At 69.6% G+C, this 15476-nt stretch carries 12 protein-coding genes and 2 pseudogenes; 12 read left to right on the top strand and 2 right to left on the bottom strand.

The genetic code is table 11. The annotated features are described in order from the left end of the window. Window positions 1–732 precede the first annotated feature (732 nt). The 5 genes and pseudogenes from MKL09_RS24730 (at window position 733) to MKL09_RS24710 (ending at window position 5030) form a co-directional block, all read left to right on the top strand. Window positions 733–1359, top strand: coding sequence for a GNAT family N-acetyltransferase (locus tag MKL09_RS24730; protein ID WP_244024647.1), 627 nt, complete (start codon window positions 733–735; stop codon window positions 1357–1359). A gap of 166 nt (window positions 1360–1525) precedes the next feature. Next, window positions 1526–2605, top strand: a complete 1080-nt coding sequence (locus MKL09_RS24725) for an NtaA/DmoA family FMN-dependent monooxygenase (protein ID WP_244024645.1) — start codon at window positions 1526–1528, stop codon at window positions 2603–2605. Window positions 2606–2675: 70 nt separating this feature from the next. Then, window positions 2676–3581, top strand: a pseudogene (locus MKL09_RS24720) (amino acid ABC transporter permease); the annotation flags it as partial. A 13-nt stretch (window positions 3582–3594) separates the two neighbouring features. Beyond that, window positions 3595–3810 (top strand): annotated as a pseudogene (locus tag MKL09_RS24715) (ABC transporter substrate-binding protein); the annotation flags it as partial. A 152-nt stretch (window positions 3811–3962) separates the two neighbouring features. Then, complete coding sequence (locus MKL09_RS24710; RefSeq protein WP_244024679.1) at window positions 3963–5030, top strand: PLP-dependent cysteine synthase family protein; 1068 nt, start codon at window positions 3963–3965, stop codon at window positions 5028–5030. A 21-nt stretch (window positions 5031–5051) separates the two neighbouring features. Here the strand turns inward: MKL09_RS24710 and MKL09_RS24705 are convergent, their stop codons facing one another. Then, entirely contained in the window at window positions 5052–5795 is a 744-nt protein-coding gene (locus tag MKL09_RS24705) for a VOC family protein (protein ID WP_244024643.1), read from the bottom strand. Window positions 5796–6029: 234 nt separating this feature from the next. Between MKL09_RS24705 and MKL09_RS24700 the strand changes: the two genes are divergently transcribed. The 4 genes from MKL09_RS24700 to MKL09_RS24685 are packed head-to-tail and all read left to right on the top strand — an operon-like array spanning window position 6030 to window position 11174. Continuing rightward, window positions 6030–7706, top strand: a complete 1677-nt coding sequence (locus MKL09_RS24700) for a TIGR04028 family ABC transporter substrate-binding protein (RefSeq protein WP_244024641.1) — start codon at window positions 6030–6032, stop codon at window positions 7704–7706. A gap of 11 nt (window positions 7707–7717) precedes the next feature. Beyond that, window positions 7718–8656 carry an ABC transporter permease gene (locus MKL09_RS24695; protein ID WP_244024639.1) on the top strand — a complete coding sequence of 313 codons (939 nt, stop codon included), beginning with the start codon at window positions 7718–7720 and terminating at the stop codon, window positions 8654–8656. Beyond that, window positions 8653–9549 (top strand): ABC transporter permease, encoded by an 897-nt coding sequence (locus MKL09_RS24690; RefSeq protein WP_244024637.1) that lies wholly within the window; start codon window positions 8653–8655, stop codon window positions 9547–9549. Before MKL09_RS24695 ends, MKL09_RS24690 begins: the two co-directional genes overlap by 4 nt. Beyond that, a complete protein-coding gene (locus MKL09_RS24685) occupies window positions 9546–11174 on the top strand; it encodes a dipeptide ABC transporter ATP-binding protein (protein ID WP_244024635.1) in 1629 nt (542 codons plus the stop codon). Before MKL09_RS24690 ends, MKL09_RS24685 begins: the two co-directional genes overlap by 4 nt. Before the next feature lie 37 nt (window positions 11175–11211). On the opposite strand, the gene MKL09_RS24680 is transcribed toward MKL09_RS24685, so the two are convergent. Continuing rightward, entirely contained in the window at window positions 11212–11979 is a 768-nt protein-coding gene (locus MKL09_RS24680) for a Crp/Fnr family transcriptional regulator (protein ID WP_244024633.1), read from the bottom strand. A gap of 275 nt (window positions 11980–12254) precedes the next feature. Between MKL09_RS24680 and MKL09_RS24675 the strand changes: the two genes are divergently transcribed. Genes MKL09_RS24675 through MKL09_RS24665 form a run of 3 tightly spaced genes read left to right on the top strand, consistent with a single transcriptional unit; the run spans window position 12255 to window position 15360 of the window. After that, entirely contained in the window at window positions 12255–13670 is a 1416-nt protein-coding gene (locus MKL09_RS24675) for an ABC transporter substrate-binding protein (RefSeq protein WP_244024678.1), read from the top strand. Further along, window positions 13667–14524 carry an ABC transporter permease gene (locus MKL09_RS24670; RefSeq protein ID WP_244024631.1) on the top strand — a complete coding sequence of 286 codons (858 nt, stop codon included), beginning with the start codon at window positions 13667–13669 and terminating at the stop codon, window positions 14522–14524. Before MKL09_RS24675 ends, MKL09_RS24670 begins: the two co-directional genes overlap by 4 nt. Next, complete coding sequence (locus MKL09_RS24665; protein ID WP_244024629.1) at window positions 14521–15360, top strand: ABC transporter ATP-binding protein; 840 nt, start codon at window positions 14521–14523, stop codon at window positions 15358–15360. Before MKL09_RS24670 ends, MKL09_RS24665 begins: the two co-directional genes overlap by 4 nt. The last annotated feature ends 116 nt before the right edge of the window (window positions 15361–15476 follow it).

Here is a 15476-nt window from a genome sequence, read left to right as displayed (position 1 = left end):
GCTGACGGAAGAGGAGCTCGCTCGCAAAGACACCCTGGATCGGCACGTCCAGGCTTGGCAGGACCGACGCAACACGGCGGCCATCCGCTCTGACTGGCGCTTCACAACCGCTAATGCCCGCATCAAGCTCCGTAAACTCTACCCACCACTACAGACCTGACAGTGCACGAGTTTGTCGAGTTCCAAGCATCGACCAACCCAGTTTGGCCGTGCACGACGGCGCATTCTTCGGTGAATCGCTACCTAGACGTCCCGATCCTGGCCGCGATTCCCTGCTTCTCGCACGGCTGCGACGCCGGGTTGGCTGGGAAGGCCAACGCTTTCGCGTCGAATCCAAGCGTAGTGGTTCGCAAGTCATACAATCCGTGCGGCAGGGTCGATTCTTGTGCTGGGATAGAACGACGCCGGAAATGAACACGATACCTATTTTTGTCTTCTACAATAGATTAACGTTCTAAAATGCCAGCGCAATATGAAGTGAAACTTCATTGACTTACATAACATGCAAAGTATAATTTATACCATATTATAGCATGCATAATCGAGTTAAAAATTGCGTAATTCTAAGCGATTTTTCGTGTTTCGGATCGTTCAACAATTCCAAGATCTAAGCTCCGATGAGCGTGATCGCGGCCAAATCGAAGGCACGAGCGGGCGTCATCGGCGCACAGCCCGGATCGGACCGCACATTCCGCGTCTCAGCATCCTGTTAATCTCTGACGGAGGCATGCTTTGGCTGGCGTCATCATCCGATCATCTCCCCTGGAGCCGGCAGCGCAACCGCTCCTTGAGGCGCTCGTCGCCGAGTATGACAGCCGCTACGGCACGGCGGGTCGTGCCGGGGGCGCATGGTCCGAAATCCTCCGCTACCCGGCGGAGGTCTATCATCCGCCGCTCGGCGATTTCCTGCTGATCGTCCGGGATGGTGAGACCATCGCCGGCGGCGCCTTCATGAGCCACGACGACGAGACTGTGGAACTCAAGCGCATCTGGACCCGGGCCGACCTGCGCCGCCAGGGGCTGGCGCAACGCGTCGTGGCCGCGCTGGAGGAGAGTGCGGGCCGCCTCGGCTACACGCGCGCCTATCTGACGACGGGGTTTCGCCAACCGGAGGCGACCGCGCTCTATGGCACGCTCGGTTATCGGCCGCTGTTCGACACGGCGGTGGATCCCACCCTGTACCGCTCCCTGCCCTTCGAAAAGCGCATCGGGAGCCGAGCAGGCCAGGCCGGAAACGCGCCGCTCTATCCGCCCGCCGCCTCCTTCGAGGAGGCGACCGCGCGCGTCTTGGCCCTGAAGGAGGCGCAGGAACGGAAGGTGCTGGATCGCCTCGCGAATCGCCACGCGGCGGCGGCCTGAGCCGCATGGTCCAGACCTCGCCGAGCCCGGACGAGGGTTGGCACCTGCGCCACCTTCCCTTGAGGCCGCGCCCGTCGCGTCCCGCGACCATTTCTCCGTGTCCGCGCCATTGTCGTGCGGAACGCTCGGCGGCTGCGACGGCCGCCCCTGCGGCTCGGCGCCGGTCATGACCGCGCTGCGTCCCCGGCACCTCAAGACCCTCGTCGGTGCCGCCAACGTGGTCGCCGCGTCGAACGACGCCGATCCGACGGTCGGCGTGAAGCGCGCGGTCGAACTCGCCCGCAAGGCCGAGGCCGAGAAGATCACCGGCCTGTTCACCGCCGACCTCCTGCAGATCGACCCGGCTGGCCTGGCTGGAACCGCCGGCGCACAGGAACCGCTCATCGCGCTCGCCGCCCTCAGTCAGGCGACATCCCGGATCGGGTTGGTCGCGACCGTATCGACGAGCTTCCACCATCCCTACAATCTCGCCCGGCAGATCGGCACCCTGGACCATGTCAGCGGCGGCCGCGCGGCCTGGAACGCTGTGACCTCCTCGGTCGGCGAGGAGAATTTCGGCCAGGCGCTCCCAGGCCCGGAGGCGCGCTACGCCCGCGCCGCGGAGTTCATTGCGGTCGTCAATGCCCTCTTCGACGCGAACGCGCGGGATGCGGCCCACCGCAAGGACTCGGGCACGATCGCCGTCGATCCAGCGAAGTTCCACCGGATCGATTATCGCGGGGAACACTTCGCCGTCGCGGGGCCGCTGAACATCCCGCCGCCGCCGCAGGGGCGGCCGGTGCTGTTCCAGGCCGGGCAGTCGGAGGCGGGGGTGGATGTCGGAGCCCGCTACGCCGAGATCGTCTACACCGCGCAGCCGACCCTGGAGGGCGCCGTCGCCTTCGCGACGGAGCTTCGTCGCCGCGCCACCGCCTACGGGCGCGGCGAGGCGCTGCCGCGCGTGATGAACTCCTTCCACGCCGTCATCGGCGAGTCCGAAGCGGACGTGGCCCGTCGGCTCCGGGAGAAGCACGCGCGGATCGATTACGATCAGGGGCGCCTCAAGCTCGCGGATATGCTGGGCGGCCAGGTCGACCTCTCGGGCCTCCCGCTCGACGCGCCGCTCCCCGCGGCGCTGCTGCCGGAGCTCGAAAGCATCAACCGCCGGCGCGGCCGGGTGGAGATCTTCCGGCACTACGCCCGCCAGGGCCTGACCCTGCGCGCACTGATCATCGAGGCCCAGGAGACCGGCCACTGCCCCGCTTGAGTTCCGCCCCGCCGAGACGGCCATCCCGAGAGACCCTGCCCCGCGAGACCCTGCCCCGAGAGAGCCTGACATGACCTTCGCCAGCGACGTGGCGAGCCTGCCCGGGCACGCCCGCAATCCAGGCTCGGCCCGCGACTTCAGCCGCGCCCGGATCGTCCCGGCGCGCTATCCGGCGCGCAGCATCGGGACGGTGTTCGCCGGTCTGGTGATCGCGGCGATCCTGTACTCGGTCCTCACCAACCCGCGCTGGGGCTGGGAGGTCTTCGCCGAGTGGTTCTTCGCCGAACCGGTCCTGGCCGGGCTCGGGCGTACCCTGCTCCTGACCCTGATGAGCGCGGTCTTCGGTTTCCTGCTCGCCGGCCTCCTGGCCTTCGCCCGCATCTCCGGCTCACCGCTGCTCGCCGGCCTGTCCTGGGGGTACGTCTGGCTGTTCCGCTCGGTCCCGCTGATCGTGCTGCTGCTGATCCTCAACAACCTCGGATACCTCTACCCGACGCTCTCGGTCGGGGTGCCGTTCACCGGGATCAGCTTCGGACCCTGGCAGACGACCCAGCTGATCACGCCGTTCCTGGCGGCGGTGCTCGGCCTCACCCTTCACACCGCGGCCTTCTCGGCGGAGATCGTGCGCGGCGGCCTCCTTTCGGTCGACCAGGGCCAGCTCGAAGCCGCGGCGGCGCTGGGTCTGCCGTGGCGTCGGCAGATCACCCGGATCGTGCTGCCCCAGGCGATGCGCTCGATCCTGCCGGCCGCGTTCAATCAGATCACCGAGATCACGAAGTATACCTCGGTGGTCTACATCCTGGCGCTGCCGGATCTGTTCTACACGGTGCAGGTCATCTACCGGCGCAACCTCGAAGTCATCCCGCTGCTGATGGTGGCGACGGTCTGGTACCTCGTGGTCTTGAGCGTGCTGTCCTTCGTCCAGCGCCACGTCGAGCGCTACTACGCCCGCGGCGCGCTGCGCGAGCCGCCGCCCTCGCTGATCGCCCATCCGGCAGGCGGGCACGCTCAGCGCCGGCTGGCCGCTGACATCGGATGTGGCGATCGCGACCCGCAAGGGCAGCGGCCTGGTCGATGCGCTGACGCTCGCCACCAACGACTTGATCGCCAACGGTACGTATGGCCGGGCCCTGGCCCGCTGGGGTTTGGAGGAGGAGGCGCTGCCGCGCTCCGAGACCAACCCGCCCGGCCTGCCGAAGTTTTGAGCGATGGCGCAGGCTTCGATCCGGCAGATCGCCTTCCCGATACTGGGCGACCCCGACGATTCCGATCCGCACGCCGGTCAGGAGCGGAGCCGGCCGGCTCGGCACCGGAGGCAGCCGCCGAACCGATCGGTCCGGACGACGGAGATCGACGCGTGAGCGAGTGGCCCGATCATCTCGGCGCGCTGATCGGCAACACGCCGCTGCTTGAGCTCAAGCGCTTCGACGGCGGGCAGAGCGGCCTCTGCCGCATCCTGGCGAAGATCGAGTACCTGAACCCGGCCGGCAGCATCAAGGACCGCACCGCCTGGGGGATCATCCGCGCCGCGGAGGCCGAGGGTCATCTCCGGCCCGGCCAGACGCTGGTCGATCTCACCAGCGGCAATACCGGGATCGGGCTCGCGGCCCTGGCCGCGGCCCGAGGCTACCGGGCGAAGTTCTACCTGCGCGCCTCCACCAGCCCCGAGAAGATCGCCCTGATCCATCAGTACGGCGCCCGGACGATCCTGATCGACGATGCCGAGTTCCTGCAGCCCGGCGCCGTCGACCTCATCATCGATCGGATGCGACAGGCGAATCCGGACGCCTTCTACACCAACCAGCGCGGCAATCCGGCCAACCCCCGCATCCATTTCGAAACGACGGGGCCGGAGATCTGGCGCGATACGGCGGGAGCGGTCGACATCCTCGTGTCGGCGGTGGGAACCGGCGGCACGGTCTCGGGCACCGGCCGGTACCTGAAAGCGCAGAAGCCAAGCCTGAAGGTGGTGGTGGTCGAGCCGGCGGCCGGGTCCGTCCCGACCCCCGACCATCCGGACGTGGACACCGTCGAGGGCGTGCACAAGGTGACCGAGGTGGACGCGCAGCATCTTCCCGGGAACTACGATCCCGGCGTCGTCGACGCGGTGATCGCGTGCGAGACGGCCCAGGCTCGGCTCACGGCTCGGGCGCTGGCGCGGGATGAAGGGCTCACGGCAGGGCCGTCCTCGGGCGCGGTTCTGTTCGCGGCAGCCCAACTCGCCGCACGGCCGGAGAATGCGGGCCGGACCATCGTCGCCATCGTTGCCGATAGCGGCGAGCGGTATCTCTCCCAGCCTGGCGTCGATGGAGACCGGACGCCGCAGCCCGATCCCGCACCCGGCCTCCAGCGCCGATCGGGCGCGTGGTCGGGCCCGGCTGTCGGAACCGATCCGAAGCCGAGCTATCATGGTCCCCTCGGCTGAGGGAATCGGCCGTCAGCCGGATCAGGCGGCGCCGAGGTGAAGGCGCGCGCCGTGCGTGCGGGCCAGATCGAGCTCCGCCGCCGGGCCGGGCGACCGGAACCGCACGGCGTAAGGCCCCTCGTCCCTTGCGTCGAGAGCCCGCGCGACCTCAATGCCCGACTCGCGTGCCGCGAGCCGAAGGACGCTGCCGCCCAGAGTGAATGCTGTTTGTCCATGGTCTGTGGCCAGCAGGGCCTGGTACCGTCGCGCACTGACCGCCGGATCCCTCACGGCGACCGCGACCTCGGCGATGCCAGAGACCTCGTTAGCGTGGTGCCGAGCCGCGCCCTCCGGCACCCGCAGCGCCCGGGGCGTGAGGTCGCCGCACAGGAAGGGCACGTCCGAGCGCGGCGAGCGCGCCGTCTGCCACCGCAGCACGGCGCCGTCCGGGCGGGCGCGACCGCCGTCGAACGGCCCTTCGAAATCGAGGCCGCGCGCGTTGGCACGCGCGATCGCGGCGCCGACATCGTCGGGGCGCAACGCGTAATCGACGAAGCCTTCGCCCGCCCGGTCGAGCAGCCGCCACCAGCGGGAATCCGGATCGGGCCGGCGGAACGCGATCAATTCCAGGTAGGTGCCGTCGGCGAAGACCACGAGGGCGTTGTGGGTGACGCCGCCCGCATGCTCGCCGCCCGGGATCACCGTGAAGCCCAGCGCCTCGTAATCCCGGATCGCGGCGTCGAGATCGGCGACGGCGATGACGATGTGGTCCAGGCTGAGCGGCATGCGGCAGGTCCATCCTCGCTGCTTCGCCGTTCGGAAGCGAAGCCGTTCACAGCTGCGCAGCGTGCCACGAAGGTCCTCTGCAAACAAAGCGATGGTTCTTTACAAAATCCCGGCAAGCAATGGATGAGTCATTCCCTGAAATCCTGGCTGGATAGAAGGATTTAGTTTTGTGATCGACGCTTATTGCATCGCGACAAACGCCGGCCCTCTATGGTGGGAGACGGGAGATCGTAGATGGCCAGGGACGAAGCGAGCCGGCGCCGGATAGGCTGGGGCGGCGATGCGGCGACGCGTCGTGCCGCCCTCGGCGCCGTTGCGGCCGTGCTGGCGGCGTTCGTCGCGGCGCCGGCCTCGGCCGCGGAGGAGCCGGTGCAGGGCGGCACGCTGGTCTACCTGGAGCAGCAGGCGCATTCGAACCTCTATCCCCCGGCAGGCGGCTTCTACCCGAACGGCGGCGTCCTCAACCAGATCACCGACAAGCTCACCTATCAGAACCCAGAGACCCTCGAGATCGAACCGTGGATCGCCAAGTCCTGGACGGTCGACGCAGATGCCACGACCTACACGTTCGAGATCCGCGAGGGCGTGACCTTCTCCGACGGCACCCCCGTCGACGCCGCGGCGGTCGCCAAAAACTTCGACACGTTCGGTCTCGGCAACAAGGACCTCAAGCTGCCGGTCTCGGAGGCGGTCAACAATTACGCCCGCAGCGAGGTGCTCGGACCGCTCACGGTGCGCTTCCACTTCACCAAGCCCGCGCCGGGCTTCCTGCAGGCCACTTCGGTCATCGGCTCGGGGCTCGTCGCGCCGAAGACGCTGAGCCTGCCCTTCGATCAGCTCGGCGACGCGACCCGGATCGTCGGCTCGGGACCGTTCGTCGTCGTCCGCGAGACGCTCGGGCGCGAGATCGTGTTCGCTGCGCGCAAGGACTATGCCTGGGGGCCGCCGAAATCCAGCCACGGCGGGCGGGCCTATCTCGACGGGATCAAGCTGATCGTGACGCCGGAGGACAGCGTCCGGATCGGCGCGCTCCTGGCCGGTCAGGCGCATGTCATCCGCCAGATCCAGGCCTATGACGAGCGCGAGGTGGAGGCGAAAGGGTTTCCGATCTCCGCGCCCTCGACGCGGGGCGTCAACAATTCGATCGCCTTCCGGCCCGACAATCCGCTGGTCGCGGACCTGCGCGTGCGCCGGGCGCTGACGCTCGCCACCGACACCCGCGAAATCGTGGACACGCTCTACTCGGACCACTATCCCCGCGCGACGTCGGTGATCGCCGCGACGGCGACCGGCTACCGCGATCTCTCCGCGAAGCTCGCGCCGGACGAGGCGGCCGCGCGGAAGCTTCTCGACGAAGCCGGCTGGCGGGTCGGCCCCGACGGCATACGCCGCAAGGACGGCCGCGAACTCGCGCTCACCGCCTACGAATCCCTGCCGCAGCCTCAGAACAAGGACATGCTGCAGCTCGTCGCCCAGCAATGGGCGAAGGTCGGCGTGAAGCTGTCCGTGCTCGCCGGCGATTCCGGCAGCCGCACCCTCGACATGCTCGACCCGCTCAAGACCGGCGTCGCGCCCGTGATGGTCGGCCGCGCCGACCCGGACGTGATCAAAAGCCAGTTCTATCCGAAGAACCGCGACGCGCTCCTCCAGAAGGGCGGATCGTCGACGAAGGTCCAGGCCTTCGTCGACGAAAGGCTGAACGGCCTTTTCGACGCGATTGCGGGCGAGCCGGACCGGGCGAAGCGCCTCCGGCTGGTCGGCGAAGTCCAGGAATACCTGCTCGACCAAGCCTACGTGATCCCGATCTTCGAGGAGCCCCAGGCCTTCGCGGCCTCACCCCTGGTCAAGGGGCTGGCCTTCGAGGCGGTCGGGCGGCCGAGCTTCTACGGCACCTGGCTCACCCGGCCGTGAGGGGTTTGCCGATGGTGCGGCGGCTCCTCGCGCGCATCGGACAGGCCCTGATCGTCCTGCTCGCCGCGTTCACGGCCTCGTTCCTGCTTCTGCAGGCGCTGCCCGCCGACGCGATCCTGATCAAGTTCATGAATCCGGATCTGGGGCTGAGCCCGGAGCAGATCGCCGAGATCCACGCCGCCTACGGCGCCGGCACGCCGCTCTGGAGCCAGTACCTGCGCGCGCTCGGCAGCTTCCTGACCGGCGATTTCGGCACTTCGGTGCAGGCCGGGGTGCCGGTGCGAGACAGTCTCGCGGCGAACCTGCCCGCGACCCTGACGCTCGCCGGGCTCGGCTTCCTGGCGGCGGTGATCCTGGCGCTCACCGTATCCGTCCTGTCGAACCTCACCGGGCTCGTCTGGCTGCGCAACGGTCTCGCCGCTTTGCCGTCGCTGTTCGTCTCGGTGCCGGTGTTCTGGCTCGGCATCCTGCTGATCCAGGTGTTCTCGTTCCAGCTCAAGCTCGTCCCCGTGATCGATCCGGGCCCGTGGGAGCGGCTGATCCTGCCGGTCGCGGCGCTGGCGGTGCCGATCTCGGCGCCACTCGCGCAGATCCTGATGCGCAACATCGACGCCGTGCTGACCCAGCCCTTCGTCGCCGTGGCGCGGGCGAAGGGCGCGAGCCGCCACTCCGTCCTGTGGCGCCACGTCGTCCCGAATGCGCTCCTGCCGACACTGACGATCGCGGGCGTGCTCTTCGGCGAACTCCTCGCCGGCGCGGTCGTGACCGAGACGGTGTTCGGCCTCAACGGGCTCGGCACCCTGACCCAGCAGGCCGTCGCCAACCAGGACGTGGCGGTGCTCCAGGCCGTGGTGGTGATCTCGGCCACGGCTTTCGTGCTCATCAATCTCGCGGTCGATCTCCTTTACCCGCTGCTCGACCCGCGCATCGCCGAGGCGGAAGCTCGATGAGTACGGTCCCGACGGGCATCTTCGCATCCGGCTCCGAGGCCGGCCGGACGGCCCCCGCCGCGGCGGCCTGGCGGATCACGCGAGGCGGATTCGCCGTCCTGCGTCGCACGCCGCCGGGGCTGGCGCTGGCCTGGCTCGTCATCGCGACCGTCGTGCTCTGGGCGCTGGCGCCCGGCTTGTTCGCCGGCCAGAACCCGGTCGCCGGCATCGGCCGCGAGAAGCTGTTGCCGCCGAGCGCCGCCCACCTCCTCGGCACCGACGCCTTGGGCCGCGACCTGTATGCCCGGATCGTGCACGGCGCGGTCCACTCGCTGTCCGGGGCCTTCGTCGCCGTGACCGTCGGGCTCTTCGCCGGGACGATTCTCGGCCTGGTGGCGGGCGCGAAGGGCGGGCTCGTGGACATTCTGGTGATGCGGCTCGTGGACACCTTGCTGGCGATCCCGACGCTCCTGCTGTCGCTGACCATCATCGTGCTCCTCGGCTTCGGCACGGTGAATGCCGCGATCGCGGTCGGGCTCGCCTCGGTGGCGAGCTTCGCCCGGCTGACCCGCTCCGAAGTCGTGCGGGTGCGCGGCGCCGACTACGTCGAGGCCGCCTACGGCTCCGGGGGCACCTTCTGGCGCGTGCTCTGGCGGCACGTGCTCCCGAACTCGCTGACCTCGGTCATCGGCCTCGCGGCGCTCCAGTTCGGCACCGCGATCCTGTCGATCTCGACCCTGGGCTTCCTCGGCTACGGCGCGCCGCCGCCGACCCCGGAATGGGGCCTGCTGATCGCGGAGGGCCGCAACTACATCTCCCGCGCGTGGCTCACCACGGCGCCGGGGATCGTGGTGGTCCTGGTGGTGCTCTCGGCGAACCGCATCAGCCGCTCGCTCGCCGGCAACGCCCGATGAGCGCGCCGCTCCTCGCGATCGACAATCTCGACGTCTCCTACGCCGACGGGGCGGAGCGCCGCCGGGTGGTGCACGGGATCTCGCTGGACATCGCCGCCGGCGAGGTCGTGGCCCTGGTCGGCGAGTCGGGCTCCGGCAAGACGACCCTTGTCCAGGCGGTGATCGGCCTTCTGCCCGAGGGGGGACGGGTCGACGGCGGCGCGATCCGGTTCGCCGGCACCGACATCGCCGGCTGGTCACAGCGCCGCCTCGACGCCCTGCGCGGCGAACGGATCAGCCTGATCCCGCAGGATCCAGGCTCGTCCCTGAACCCGGTCAAGACGATCGGGGCCCAGGTCGGCGAGATCCTGCGGCTGCATCGCCGGCTGGGACGCGCCGAGCTCCGGGAGGCCACCCTGGACCTGCTCGCGCAGGTCGGGCTGTCACAGCCGGCCCTGCGGCTCGGCCAGTATCCGCACCAGCTCTCCGGCGGCATGAAGCAGCGCGTGCTGATCGCCATCGCCACGGCCCTGCGCCCGAGCCTCATCATCGCCGATGAGCCGACCAGCGCCCTCGACGTCACGGTCCAGAAGCGCATCCTCGACCTCATCGACACGCTGCGACGCGAGAGCGGCACCGCGCTCCTCCTCGTCACCCACGATCTGGGCGTCGCCGCCGACCGCGCCGACCGGATCGTGGTGCTGCGCGACGGCAGCGTTCAGGAGCGCGGCCCGGCTGCTTCGGTGCTGTCCGCACCGCGCAGCGCCTATACAAGCCAACTCCTCGCCGATATCCCGTCGCTCGCCGCGCCCCGGCTTCGCTCGATGCCGGCGCCGCGCGAAGGGCCGCCGGCCGTCATCGTCGAGACCCTCGTCCGGGATTACCCCGGCGCCGGCCGGCGCCCGTTCCGGGCCGTGGACGGGCTGTCCTTCACGGTCGCGCCGGGCACCACCCACGCCATCGTCGGGGAATCCGGCTCGGGCAAGTCCACGACGATCCGGGCGATCGTCGGCCTGGAGCGGCCGTCCGCCGGCCGGATCCTGGTCGACGGGCTGGACCTCGCGACCCTGCGCGGCGACACGCTGCGGACGTTCCGGCGCCGCATCCAGCTCGTCTACCAAAATCCGTTCTCCTCCCTCGACCCGCGCCAGACGATCGAGGCGATCGTCGAGGAGCCGCTCCTCAACTTCGAGCCGGTCGCCCGGGCCGAGCGGGCCCGGCGCGTGGCCGAGATCGTCGAGCGGGTCGGCCTGCCGTCCGGCCTCCTCCGGCGGCATCCGGCGGCGCTTTCGGGCGGCCAGCGCCAGCGCGTCGCGATCGCCCGCGCCCTGGTACTCGAACCGAAGATCTTGGTCCTCGACGAGGCGGTCTCGGCGCTCGACGTGACCGTGCAGGCGCAGATCCTGCGCCTCCTCGACGCCATGCAGGCCGAGCGCCGGCTGACCTACCTGTTCGTGTCGCACGACCTCGCGGTGGTCCGGCGGATCGCCGATACCGTCACGGTCCTTCGCGATGGCCGCGCGGTCGAGCAAGGCTCGGTCGAGGCGGTCTTCGAACGGCCCCGCGATCCCTATACCCGCGACCTCATCGCGGCGATTCCCGGCCAGCGCCTGCCGGCGCCCCAACCCGTCGCCGCGGAGGCGTGATCCGTGAGCGCCTTTACGATTCGGCCTGGGTCCCGACTCAAGACGCCGCTTGAACGATGGCGATCAAACGCTCCGGGTGGAGGATGCGGATGGACGCCTTGTCCACGGCGACGATGCCGTCGGCCTGAAAGCGCTTGAGCATCATCGTCACCCATTGCCGGGTCGACCCGATGAGCGCCGCGATCTCGTCATGCGTAATGCGCCGCTCAATGACGCGGGCGCCCGCTTCCTTCCTCCCGTAGAGATCGCCGAGATTGAGGAGGAGCTGTGCCAAACGCTCGATCACCGAGCGGGTGCCCAGCATCTGCGCCATCGCGGTGTAGCAGCGGCCCTTCGCCTCCAGCGCCTCGATCAGGCACAGGGCGAAATCCGGCATCTGGCGAATCAGGCTGCGCAAGGTCGCGGCCGAGAGCGCGGTGACCCGTGAGGGCTCGATCGCCTCGCCCGACCATTGATGGACGCCGCCGCCGGTCAGGCTCGGGCCGCCGATGAAATGACCCGGCGTCCAGTAGGCCAGGGTGATCTGCCGGCCGGACGGCCCGGTATAGAACACCCGGACCCGTCCGGCCTCGATCAGAAAGATGCCGCCATGCGGTTCGCCCTGGCGGAACACGCTCTGGCCCTGCGCGAGGGTAAGGCTGCGCCCGGCCGCCCGCATGCGCGCGACGTCGGCCGGGGGCAGGGCATCAAGGAAGGCCGCCCCGTCGTCCAGCCCCTCGATGGTCTCGCTCAGGAACAGGGCACTGACGATCAGGGGCGCGGGCGCTCGTGACGGTGCAGTCAGGGCGGCGAGCGCGGGCGGCATGAGGAAGATCCGGTTCGGCAGAGTCCAACACCCCGACTATGCGCGCCGCAAGATTTCGAACCAGTCCAAACATGTCTCGCGCCGGAGAATTTTGTGTCCGGTGCCCGGCATTGAAGAGACTCTTCTTTCCGTCACGCAGGCGGCGCGGACTGAAGCAAGATCTTCGAAGAGACCGCAATTAATTGCTGTCTTGCCGGTCCCCGCGGCGGCGAACATTGCGCCAGCTCCCGTGCGCCGCCGGGACGCAGCCCCTTCGCTCCGGAGCCGCCCGCGTGATCTCCCTTCGCCGCCTCGCCGCAATCGTGCTCGCGGCCTCCACCTTCGCGACGACGGTGCAGGCGGAGACCATCCGTGTCGCCGTAGGCACGCAGGACACCACGATCAACTGCGCGACCGGCGGCCTGCTGATCCGCGAATTGAAGCTCCTCGAAAAGTTTCTGCCGCAGGACGGCAAGTACAAGGATGCCACCTACGACATCCAGTGGCGCAACTTCACCAGCGGCGCGCCGCTGACCAACGAAATGGTCGCCGGCAAGCTCGATCTCGGTGCGATGGCCGACTTCCCGGGCTCCCTGAACGGCGCCGCCTTCGCCAAAGCCGGTCGGCGCAGCCTGTTCCTCAGCGTGCTCTCGGGCAGCCTCACGGGCAGCGGCAACGGCGTTGTCGTGCCCGTCGCCTCCCCGGTGCAGGCCTTCACTGAGCTCAAGGGCAAGACCATCTCGGTGCCCTTCGCCTCCACCGCCCACGGCCTGTTGCTGCGGGCCGTGAAGGCGCAAGGGTGGGATCCGGAGCGGGACGTCACCATCATCACGCAGGCGCCGGAGGTCGCGGGCTCGGCGCTGAAGGCCGACAAGATCGACGCGCATGCCGATTTCGTGCCCTTCGCCGAACTGTTCCCCTGGCGCGGCATCGCCCGGAAGATCTACGACGGCTCGCAGTCGAACGCCCCGACCTTCCACGGCGCGCTGGTCGACGCGGCCTATGCGGAGCGCTACCCCGAGATCGTCACGGCCTACCTGCGCGCGGCGATCGAGGCGGATCGGCTGATCGCGGCCGAGCCCGAGCGCTACGCCGAACTGATCGCGCGCGTGACGGGTATCGAGGCGGAGGTCGTCTACCTGTTCCACGGGCCGCTGGGCCTGCAGACCCGCGACATAACCTGGAAGCCTGAATACCGGCAGGCCCTGAAGACCTCGATCGAGACCCTGACGCTCCTGAAGAAGGCTGATGGCGATCTCGACGTCGACCGGTTCGTCGACGACCGCTTCGTGCGCGCGGCCGCCGCACGGGCCGGGATCGACTACGAGGCCCGGCTGAAGGACTATGCCCAGGCGCCGCTCAAGGCCGTGGACGCCGGGACCGGCCAGCCGATCACCGACGTCTCGCGCGTCGCCCAGATCTGGGTGACGGGCGAGGACAAGGTCCGCCACTACGCCTCGCCCGAGGCGGCGCTCGCGGCCCTGGCCGCGCTGGAGCAGGGGGGCGGCAGCGCGCGCGTCGTCTACGCGCAGGACCGAAACAGCGGCATCAAGCTGTTCGCCGCGCAGGCCTGGTACGTGCGCGATCCCGAGCATCGCCTCAGCGCCTTCCTGCTCAAGGGCGATGCCGAGGCTTTCGCCAAGGCCAAGGGCGGCGAGGTGCTCGATTTCGCCGCCGCCCGTGCAGGCGCGGCGCGGCTCAGCGCCCGATGAGCGCCGGAACCCTCGGCGCCCCGGGCGTCGCCCTGACGGCGCGGCCGCCCGCGCGGGCTGAGCCGCGCCGGCTCTCCCCGTTGCCGGTTCACCGCCTCGCGATCCAGGCCGGTGCGCTCGGTCTCGGCCTCCTCGCCTGGCATCTCGCCGCGAGCCTGAAGCTCGATCTCAGCTTCGTCACCTTCCGCAACGTCCCGACCCCCGCCGCGGTGGCGCGGGCGGCTTGGGCGCTGGCGCATGCGCCGAAGCTCGGCGCCCATCTCGGGGCCAGCCTCGCGCGGGTGCTCGGCGGCTTCCTGGCGGCGCTCGTCGCCGGAATCGGCCTCGGCCTCGCCATCGGCCGCTCGCGCCTCGCGGGCGACCTCCTGCTGCCGCCCCTCGAAGTGCTGCGTCCGATCCCGGCGGTCGCCTGGATCCCGCTCGCGATCCTGATGTTCCCGTCGTCGGAGGCTTCGATGGTGTTCATCACCTTCACGGGCGCGCTGTTCCCGATCCTCTTGAACACCGTGCACGGGGCGGAGGCGGCCAGCCCGCGCCTCGTGGCATCCGCCCGGAGTCTCGGTGCCGGGCCGGCCGCGATCCTGCGCGAGGTGGTAATTCCGGCAGCGCTGCCGAGCATCGTCACGGGTGGGGCCATCGGCATGGGTACGGCCTGGTTCTGCCTGGTCACCGCCGAGATGATCTCGGGGCAATACGGGATCGGCTACTTCACCTGGGAATCCTACACGCTGCAGAACTACGACGACATCGTCGTCGGCATGCTGCTGATCGGCCTCCTCGGCATGGGCTCGAGCGTCGCGGTGCGCGGGCTCGGCCGCCTGGCCATGCCGTGGACCCGGGGAGGCCGCCCGTGAGCCTCGCTTCGGCGCCGACCGCGGGCCGCATCGACATCGCCGGTGCCGCGATCCGGCTCGGGGCGGGTGCCGCCGCCTTCGAGGTCGTGCGCGACATCGACCTCACCATCCCGCCGCGCCAGTTCGTGTGCCTGCTCGGGCCGTCGGGCTGCGGGAAGTCGACCCTGCTCGGCGCCCTCGCCGGCCATCTCGATCTCGCCCGCGGCAGCCTCGCGCTGGACGGACGGCCCGTGGCCGGCCCGCACCCGGAGCGCGGCATCGTCTTCCAGCAGCACACGCTGCTGCCGTGGCGGCGGGTCGTGGACAACGTCGCATTCGGGCCGAAGATGCGCGGCGTCGGTCGAGCCGAGCGGCTGGCCCGGGCGCGCGAGTTCCTGGCGGTGGTCGGGCTGGCGGACTTCGCCGAGCGCTATCCCGCGGAGCTATCGGGCGGCATGCAGCAGCGGGTCGAGATCGCCCGCGTGCTGATCAACCGGCCCCGCATTCTGCTGATGGACGAGCCCTTCGGGGCACTGGACGCGCAGACGCGCCTGATGATGCAGGAATTGCTGCTCGACATCTGGACGCGCCTGCCGACCACGGTGGTCTTCGTGACCCACGATATCGACGAGGCCCTGTTCCTGGGCGACCGGGTGCTGGTGATGTCGGCCCGGCCCGGGCGCATCCTGGAGGACATCCCGCTCGCCTTTCCGCGCCCGCGCGGCCGCGAGCTCGTCACCGAGCCGGACTTCGTCGCCCTGAAGCGGCGCTGCCTCGACCTGCTGCGCCCCCGGGACGGCCAACCCCCGCTGCCGCGCCTGACCCCGCTCGGCCTGCCGCTCGCGGGGGCGGCCTGACATGTTCGATCGCGTTTCACGCTGCAATCCGGCCCATAGGGACAAGGGCGGCCGGGATTCGTCGTGCATGCGGGGTGCGGTCTCGACATCCTGTGGCGCAGCCCGCTCCGGAAACA

Source organism: Methylobacterium sp. J-048, assembly GCF_022829515.1.
Taxonomy (GTDB): Bacteria; Pseudomonadota; Alphaproteobacteria; order Rhizobiales; family Beijerinckiaceae; genus Methylobacterium.
Note: the sequence above shows the minus strand (reverse complement) of the source record. Positions and strands in the feature narration are given on the sequence as shown.